The organism is Bradyrhizobium sp. Ses1, assembly GCF_059512365.1.
In genome coordinates, this window is record NZ_JCAMOQ010000001.1 from 629,474 (window position 1) to 638,154 (window position 8,681).

Consider the following 8,681-nt stretch of genomic DNA (forward strand, 5'->3'; position numbering starts at 1 on the left):
GATCATTCCGCCGCCGCGCGATCGCTCGCGCGCAAAGCCAGGAAGCGTTCAGCCTCAAGCGCTGCCATGCAGCCGAGGCCGGCGGCCGTCACCGCCTGGCGATAGGTTTCGTCCGCCACGTCGCCGGCGGCAAACAGCCCGGGCACGGAGGTCGCAGTCGAATTCGGCGCCACCTCGACATAGCCGGAGGGTTTGAGTTTGATCTGGCCTTTGACGAGATCTGTCGCAGGCGCATGACCGATGGCGATGAAGACGCCGTCGGCCGGCACTTCGGTCAGTGCGCCGGTCTTGACGTTCTTTAAGCGTACATGGGTGACCTTGGTCGGGTTCTCAGCGCCGAGGATCTCGTCAATGGCGCTGTCCCAGACCACCTTGATCTTCGGATGCTTGAACAGGCGGTCCTGCAGGATGCGCTCGGCGCGGAAATGATCGCGGCGATGCACGATGGTGACCTGCGAGGCGAAGTTGGTGAGGAACAGCGCTTCCTCGACCGCGGTGTTGCCGCCGCCGACCACGATGACCTCCTTGCCGCGATAGAAGAAGCCATCGCAGGTTGCACAGGCCGAAACGCCGAAGCCCTTGTACTTCTCTTCCGACGGCAGCCCGAGCCAGCGCGCCTGCGCGCCGGTGGCGAGCACGACGGTCTCGGCAAGATAGACATCGCCGCTATCGCAGGTCAGGCGGAACGGCCGCTGCGACAGGTCAAGCTTGCTCACGAGATCGGTGACGATCTTGGTGCCGACATGCGCGGCCTGCTTCTCCATCTGTTCCATGAGCCAGGGGCCCTGGATTACGTCGGCGAAGCCCGGATAGTTCTCCACATCGGTGGTGATGGTGAGCTGCCCGCCCGGCTGGATGCCCTGGATCAGCACCGGCTCCAGCATCGCCCGCGCCGCGTAGATCGCCGCGGTGTAGCCGGCCGGACCGGACCCGATGATGACGACCTTGGCATGGATTGGAGCAGGCATAGCGAATCCCTTCTCAGGGGCGATTTTGTCAGGACTTGTGCGGAAAGCGCCTGGAAAGGCATCGCGGCGGCGCCGCCAGAGTCAAACCCAACTCTAATATATCTGGGTAGCTATGCAAGAATTGCAATCCATATCAGCGGTTTTTCCCCGGGACCGCGTCAAATCTCGCACTGCACGCGCAATAAAATTGCGGCTGTCGAGCCGACTGGGTTATGAGAGTTGCCGTCAGAACCACCAAATCCTCCATTCCTTGGGAACCAGACCCGCGTGTCTAAGAATCTTGACGAGATTGATCTTCGGATTCTCGCCGAAATCCAGGCCGATGGCCGAATCACAAATGTGGAATTGGCCAAGCGCGTCGGCATTTCGCCGCCGCCCTGCCTGCGCCGCGTCCGGGCGCTGGAGGAAGCGGGCTATATCCTGGGCTATCGCGGATTGCTCGACCCGCAGCGGCTCGGCTTCGATGTGACGGTGTTTGCCGCGGTGCACCTGTCGAGCCAGGCGGACGCGGATCTGCGCGCGTTCGAGGATTTCGTGCGCAAGGAACCCTTGGTGCGGGAGTGCTGGATGCTGTCGGGCGAGGTGGATTTCATCCTGAAATGCGTGGCGCCTGACATGGCGACGTTCCAGAACTTCGTCACCCACCTCACCGCAGCGCCTCACGTGCGCAATGTCAGGACATCGCTGGTGCTTCATAATTCGAAATACGAGGCCGCCGTGCCGCTGGATGTGAAAGCGGCGGGGTGAGGTGGCGATGACGATCGGTAGCCCGGGTAGAGCGGAACGCGCAACCCGCAGCCGCTCGTCGCGCTGGTGCAGGTGCCCGGGTTACGCTGGCGCTGCACCCGGGCTACGAAGGCTAAAGTCTACTTCTTCCTTGCGGCGTCGATGCTGATGGGGCCGCCGCCGGCGGTTGCGAGATAGAGGCAGGCGAAGCAGAACAGGATCGCTGCGGTGCCGTTGTTGAGCAACGGGAGAAACACCGGCGCGGACGGGTTCTTGAACATGTGCCCGAGGAAGTAAGCGAAGGCCATCTCGCCCGACAGGATGAACGCGGACAGCCGAGTGAACAGGCCAACCATCAGGAGCGCGCCGAGCACGAGCTCGAGCATGCCGGCGGCCACGATCAGCGGCGGGATGTCGGCGAAATAGGGGATGACCGGAAATTTGAAGATCTTGGCGATGCCGTACTGAAACAGCAGAAGCCCGGTAATGAAGCGAAACAGGCTGAGCGCGAGCGGCTGCCATTTCGAGAAAATCTGGTCCATATGTTCTACCCCCTCTGGTGCATGACCGCGGGCATCGTCCGCGGCGAATGGTCGTCTCGCGATGAAATGCCGCTGTCCACAGGCGGTCAGCTCGATACGCAGAACTGCGCGCGCAGTTCCTTGTGCCGAACCAAAAAATCGGCGCCGTTACCGGAATGTCCCCTCGCGATAGTTATGAAGCATAATCAAGTGTACGTGTCGCAGACGAGGGAAATGCGACAGCGGTTCCACTCACAATCCCGTTAACGGAATATAAACCGTAACCTGTAGCCGGGCGGAGCCAACGGGGCGCGCGTTCGCGCGACCCGTTGGCTCCACCCGGGCTACAGCAAGAAAAAAGCCGCGTCGGGAGAACGCGGCCTCTTTTGAATGCGCGAAATGGAATAGATCTAGCGCCACTCGACCTTGGTGATCTCGTAGGCCTTGGCGCCCCCGGGCGCCATCACTTCCACGGTCGTACCCTTGGTCTTGCCGATCAGCGCGCGCGCAAGCGGCGAGGTGATGGAAATGCGGCCTTTCTTGGCGTCCGCCTCGACCTCGCCGACGATCTGCCACACCGCTTTCTTTTCGGTATCCTCATCGATCAGCGTAACGGTGGCGCCGAATTTGATGGTGTCGCCCGAGAGCTTGGTGATGTCGATGACGTCGGCGCGCGCGAGCTTGTCCTCGAGCTCCGCAATGCGGCCCTCGTTATGGGACTGCTCTTCCTTGGCGGCATGATATTCCGCGTTTTCCGAGAGGTCGCCATGTGATCGCGCCTCGGCGATATGCTCGATGATTCGCGGACGATCCACCGACTGGCGGTGCTTCAATTCGTCCGTGAGAGCCGCATATCCGGTCGCGGTCATCGGAACCTTTTCCATCATCTCTCATCCTTCAAATCGGGGCGAACCGCAGCGGAGCGCGGGCAGGCGTTGCTTCGGTTGCGCTAGACTCCGGCCATCACGGCTCAAAACGCCAGCCCGCCCGCTTAGTGATTCGCGGCCCCTGAGGGGCCGAGACACATCCAAACGGGCGGTGAGTTCCAGCCGTATCGGCTTCATTACCAACCGTTTAGCGGGCCCTGGAACAAATCTCGGGCCGAGGCTGACGGTCAGTTCTCGGAAAAGTAACTCTGCAGCGTCCGGACCTCAAGGTCCCCGTCCCGGTAGGCACGGATGCCCTGGGCCGCCGCTACAGCGCCTGAAAGAGTGGTGTAATACGGCACTTTATGCAAGAGGGCAGCGCGCCGCAGAGAACGACTGTCGGCGAGTGCCTGCGGACCCTCGGTGGTATTGAACACCAACTGGACGTCACCATTGGTGATGGCGTCGACAATGTGCGGCCGCCCCTCCAGCACCTTGTTCACCTTTTCTGCCGGCACACCCTTGTCGGTGAGGAAGCGCTGGGTGCCCGACGTCGCCATCACCTTGAAGCCGAGTCCATGCAGCAGGCTGACCGCATCGGTGATGCGGTTCTTGTCGGTCTCGCGCACCGACACGAACACCGTGCCTTTGCGCGGTACGCGCGTGCCGCCGCCAAGCTGGCTCTTGGCGAAGGCGACTTCGAAGGAGCGGTCGATGCCCATGACCTCGCCGGTCGAGCGCATCTCCGGCCCGAGCACGGTGTCGACGCCGGGGAAGCGCGCGAACGGAAACACCGATTCCTTCACGCCGACATGCTCGAGCTTCTTCTTCTTGAGATTGAAGTCGGCGAGCTTCTCGCCGGCCATGATGCGCGCCGCGATCTTCGCGACCGGCGTGCCGATCACCTTGGCGACGAACGGCACCGTGCGCGAGGCGCGCGGATTGACCTCGAGCACGTAGATATCGCCGTTCTTGATCGCATATTGCACGTTCATCAGCCCGACTACGTCGAGGCCGAGCGCAAGCTCGCGGGTCTGCCGCTCGAGCTCCTCGATCGTCTTGGCATCGAGCGAATGCGGCGGCAGCGAGCAGGCGGAATCGCCAGAGTGGATGCCGGCCTCCTCGATATGCTCCATGATGCCGACGATGAAGACGTCCTTGCCGTCGCAGAGGCAGTCGACATCGACCTCGGTCGCATCGGAGAGATAGCGGTCGAACAGCAGCGGGTTCTTGCCGAGTACGGTGTTGATCTGCCCGGTCTTGTCGTTCGGGTAGCGCGCCTTGACGTCGCCCGGCACCAGCTCGGGCAGCGTCCCGAGCAGGTAGTCGGCGAGCTGGTTTTCGTCGCGGATGATCTGCATCGCGCGGCCGCCGAGCACGTAGGATGGGCGCACCACGAGCGGCATGCCGAGATCGGCGGACACCAGGCGCGCCTGCTCGACCGAATAGGCGATACCGTTCTTCGGCTGCTTCAGGCGGAGCTTGTCGAGCACGCGCTTGAAGCGGTCGCGGTCCTCGGCGAGATCGATCGCATCGGGCGAGGTGCCGAGGATCGGCACCTCCGCGGCCTCGAGCGCGCGCGCGAGCTTCAGCGGGGTCTGGCCGCCGAACTGCACGATCACGCCGTGCAGCGTGCCGTTCTTGCGTTCGGTCGCGATGATCTCGAGCACGTCCTCAGCGGTGAGCGGCTCGAAATAGAGCCGGTCGGCGGTGTCGTAGTCGGTCGACACCGTCTCCGGATTGCAGTTGACCATGATGGTCTCATAACCGGCATCGTCGAGCGCGAAGCAGGCATGGCAGCAGCAATAGTCGAACTCGATGCCCTGGCCGATGCGGTTCGGGCCGCCGCCGAGGATGACGACCTTTTTCTTGTCCGACGGCGCGCTCTCATCGGCAGCGAGACCTGCGAACGGGGCCTCATAGGTCGAGTACATATAGGCCGTGGGCGAGGCGAATTCGGCGGCGCAGGTGTCGATGCGCTTGAATACGGGGCGGACGCCGAGCGCGTGGCGCTTGGCAGTGATCTCACCTTCCGTGGTGTCGGCCAGCACGGCGAGCCGCGCATCCGAAAAGCCCATCGCCTTCAGCATGCGCATGCCGTAGCCGTTCGGCGGCAGGCCGTGGGCGCGGACCTTGGCTTCCATCTCGACGATGCCCCGCAGCTCGGTGAGGAACCAGGGGTCGATCTTGCAGGAATTGAAGATCTCCTCATTCGACCAGCCGAGCCGCATCGCCTGCGCCACCTGCAGCAAGCGGTTCGGCGTCGGCGTGCCGAGTGCGGCGCGGATCGCATTCTTGTCGTCGCTCTGACCGAGGCCCTCGATCTCGATCTCGTCGAGGCCGGTCAGCCCGGTCTCCAGTCCGCGCAGCGCCTTCTGCAGGCTCTCCTGGAAGGTGCGGCCGATCGCCATCACCTCGCCGACGGATTTCATCGAGGTGGTCAGCGTGGTGGAGGCGCCCGGAAACTTCTCGAACGCGAAGCGCGGGATCTTGGTCACGACATAGTCGATCGTCGGCTCGAACGAGGCCGGCGTCGCGCCGCCGGTGATGTCGTTGGCGATCTCATCGAGCGTGTAGCCGACCGCGAGCTTGGCTGCGACTTTCGCGATCGGGAAGCCCGTCGCCTTCGAGGCGAGCGCGGAGGAGCGCGAGACGCGCGGGTTCATCTCGATCACGACCATGCGGCCGTCGGCGGGGTTGACGCCGAACTGCACGTTGGAGCCGCCGGTCTCCACCCCGATCTCGCGCAGCACCGCCAGCGAGGCGTCGCGCATGACCTGGTATTCCTTGTCGGTCAGCGTCAGCGCCGGCGCCACCGTGATGGAATCGCCGGTGTGCACGCCCATCGGATCGAGGTTTTCGATCGAGCAGATGATGATGCAGTTGTCTTTCTTGTCGCGCACCACCTCCATCTCGAATTCCTTCCAGCCGAGGACGCTTTCCTCGATCAGGACTTCGTCGGTGGGGGAGGCGTCGATGCCGCGCTCGACGATCTCGATGAATTCCGCCTTGGTATAGGCGATGCCGCCGCCGGTGCCGCCCATGGTGAAGGACGGGCGGATGATGGCGGGCAGGCCGATATGGTCGAGCGCGCGCAGCGCGTCGGGCAGGGTCTTGGTCTGGGTCGAGCGCGGCGTCTCCAGGCCGATCTTGGTCATCGCCTCGCGGAAGCGGCCGCGGTCCTCGGCCTTGTCGATGGCATCGGCCGTGGCGCCGATCATCTCGACGTCGAATTTCTCGAGCGTGCCCTGTTTGCGCAATGACAGCGCGCAGTTCAGCGCGGTCTGGCCACCCATGGTCGGGAGCAGCGCAAAGCCGCCCGGGATGACGTGGCGCTCCTTCTCGATGATCTTGGCGACGATTTCGGGCGTGATCGGCTCGATATAGGTGGCGTCCGCGAGCTCCGGATCGGTCATGATCGTCGCCGGATTGGAGTTGACCAGGACGATGCGGTAGCCCTCTTCCTTCAGCGTCTTCACCGCCTGGGTGCCGGAATAATCGAATTCGCAGGCCTGGCCGATCACGATGGGACCGGCGCCGATGATCAGGATGGTGGAGATGTCGGTTCGTTTGGGCATCGGCTCTCGCGGAACAGGAATTTTCGGGCACAAAAAAAGGGCGCGCTACCGCGCGTCCCTATCGCCACAGCGTGAGGGATGCCCTCGCGCGCGGGTGGTCTTTAGACCAGATTTTTGGCGTGCGAAACCCCGAAAAAGTCGCCGTCAACCGGCAATTTTGTAGAGTCTCAGCCGTTCCTGCCGGGCGCGTCGCCACAGCACGGCAAGTGCCGCAGCGACGCTGGCACCACCGACCCAGCCGAGGTCGGTCGGCCCGAGCGCCGAGAGCACCGCGCCCCCGGCCGCCCCGCCGAGGGCGAAACCGAGATACATGCTGGAGGCGTTCAGCGAGACCGCGATCATCGCGGCCTGCGGCTCGATCCGGATGATGCTGGCGATCTGGGCGGGATAGAACGCCCATCCCGAGATCGCCCAGCAAAATACCAGCAGAAGCACGATGTAGCGCGCCGCTTCGGGAGCGGCGGTCTTCAGCGTGACCGACAGCAGAATCAGCGCCATCGACATGCCGGCAAGTCCGAGCGCCGAGGTCGGCGTTGTGCCAAATCGATCCGCCAGCGTGCCGCCGAGCATGTTGCCGATCGCGGCGGCCGAGCCGAACACCAGCAGCGTCAGGCTGATATCCGAGGCGTCGAAGCCGAGCTTTTGCAGTGGGACCGAGAGATAGGTGAAGACGGTGAAGCCGCCGAGCGCCCACAGCACGGTGGTGCCGAGCGCATGGAGCACGGCGCCGTGCCGCGCCGCCGCGAGCCGCTCGCCGAGCGTTGCGGTGCTGCTCGGCAGGCCACGCGGCAAGCCGAACAGCAGGCCAGCCAGTGCGATGGCGCCAAGGATCGCCACCATGACAAAGGTCGCGCGCCAGCCGAACTGATGCCCGATCAGGGTGCCCAGGGGAACACCGACCACGGTTGCGACCGTGATGCCTGAGGTGACCAGCGCAACCGCCCGGGCACGCCGTTCGGGCGAGGCAACGGCAACCGCAACGCCGAGCGCCGTTGGCATGCACAGGCCGGCGCCAAGCGCCATCAGCACGCGCGAGGCCAGCAGTAGCGGAAACCCGGGAGCGAATACGGCCACCAGATTGCCCGCGATGAAGCAGGAAAGCGCCAGCGCAAGTACGTTCCGGCGGTCGAAATTGTTGAAGGCGACGGCCAGGATCGGTGAGCCGATCGCGTAGGCAAGGGCATAGGCCGTCACCAGTTGGCCGGCGGCCGCGACCGAGATCTGAACGTCGCTGGCGATCCCTGGCAAAAGACCAGCAATCACAAAGGCTTCAGTGCCGATCGCAAAGGCGGCAAGCGCCAGCCAGAACACGCTCATGATGGTCCCCGATGTTCAAGGTTTATTGAACTATCGAGCGAGCGGTGACGAATGTCAATTGGTTCAATGATAATTGAACATTGCGACAGCAAACCCGCGTGGTTATGTTGGGTCATGAGCCGAACGCCTTTGCACCCCACGCGGGATCAACTTGAATTGCCGATGGTGTTGGACTGCCTGAGCGATCCGACGCGGCTCGCGATCGTCTACAACCTGGCGAAATATGATTCCGCGAGCACGGAGCTGCGCTGCGGCGACTTCAACGCCTTCAGCGGCAAGTCGAACCTCGCCTATCACTTTGCGAAATTGCGCGAGGCGGGGCTGGTGCAGACCCGCATCGCCGGGACCACGCGCTATATGAGGCTGCGCCGCGCGGATCTCGACGCGCGCTTTCCCGGTTTGCTCGATGTGATCATCGCCTCGGCCGCGCGGGATGCCGACCGGCTACAATTTCCTGAATGCGAAGTGGTGGCTGCGAGCTGACTGGCTCGCGAGCGGAAGCCGCAAAGCGGCGAAGGTTGGAGGCCCGGCCTGGATTTGAACCAGGATAAAGAGCAATGCACTGCTCCCGCGTCGACGCGTTCCGCCACCGGGCCGAGGCGATCATTGCCCATTTCGCAGGCGCTAGCCCGCATTTCTCACGGTGTTGAGGCGCATCGGGGCGCGAATCAGCGAAAGTTCTTTTGCGAGAAGGACTTTGCGATG

Annotated in this window: 7 protein-coding genes and 1 tRNA gene; 2 read left to right on the top strand and 6 right to left on the bottom strand. The window is 63.6% G+C overall.

Annotation, left to right across the window (positions count from 1 at the left end; genetic code table 11):
- Positions 1 to 2: 2 nt before the first annotated feature.
- On the bottom strand, positions 3 to 968 hold the full coding sequence (gene trxB / locus AC5ZG5_RS03000; protein WP_456641001.1) for a thioredoxin-disulfide reductase: 966 nt from the start codon (positions 966 to 968) through the stop codon (positions 3 to 5).
- Positions 969 to 1,235: 267 nt separating this feature from the next.
- Here trxB and AC5ZG5_RS03005 point away from each other — a divergent pair, with 267 nt between their 5' ends.
- Positions 1,236 to 1,715, top strand: coding sequence for an Lrp/AsnC family transcriptional regulator (locus AC5ZG5_RS03005; RefSeq protein WP_028165395.1), 480 nt, complete (start codon positions 1,236 to 1,238; stop codon positions 1,713 to 1,715).
- Between the two features lie 119 nt (positions 1,716 to 1,834).
- Here AC5ZG5_RS03005 and AC5ZG5_RS03010 read toward each other — a convergent pair whose 3' ends face one another.
- From AC5ZG5_RS03010 to AC5ZG5_RS03025, 4 genes are all read right to left on the bottom strand, one after another.
- Positions 1,835 to 2,236 carry a DoxX family protein gene (locus AC5ZG5_RS03010; RefSeq protein ID WP_130226022.1) on the bottom strand — a complete coding sequence of 134 codons (402 nt, stop codon included), beginning with the start codon at positions 2,234 to 2,236 and terminating at the stop codon, positions 1,835 to 1,837.
- 389 nt (positions 2,237 to 2,625) lie between these two features.
- Entirely contained in the window at positions 2,626 to 3,099 is a 474-nt protein-coding gene (greA, locus tag AC5ZG5_RS03015; protein WP_130226034.1) for a transcription elongation factor GreA, read from the bottom strand.
- A gap of 230 nt (positions 3,100 to 3,329) precedes the next feature.
- Positions 3,330 to 6,659, bottom strand: a complete 3,330-nt coding sequence (gene carB, locus AC5ZG5_RS03020; protein ID WP_028165392.1) for a carbamoyl-phosphate synthase large subunit — start codon at positions 6,657 to 6,659, stop codon at positions 3,330 to 3,332.
- A 144-nt stretch (positions 6,660 to 6,803) separates the two neighbouring features.
- Complete coding sequence (locus tag AC5ZG5_RS03025) at positions 6,804 to 7,976, bottom strand: MFS transporter (protein ID WP_456641002.1); 1,173 nt, start codon at positions 7,974 to 7,976, stop codon at positions 6,804 to 6,806.
- Positions 7,977 to 8,090: 114 nt separating this feature from the next.
- On the opposite strand from AC5ZG5_RS03025, the gene AC5ZG5_RS03030 reads away from it, so the two are divergent.
- The gene (locus AC5ZG5_RS03030) at positions 8,091 to 8,459 is read left to right on the top strand and encodes an ArsR/SmtB family transcription factor (RefSeq protein WP_130226020.1); all 369 of its coding nucleotides are present in this window, start codon (positions 8,091 to 8,093) and stop codon (positions 8,457 to 8,459) included.
- A gap of 36 nt (positions 8,460 to 8,495) precedes the next feature.
- Here the strand turns inward: AC5ZG5_RS03030 and AC5ZG5_RS03035 are convergent.
- A tRNA-Ala gene (locus AC5ZG5_RS03035) sits at positions 8,496 to 8,572 on the bottom strand.
- Positions 8,573 to 8,681 lie beyond the last annotated feature (109 nt).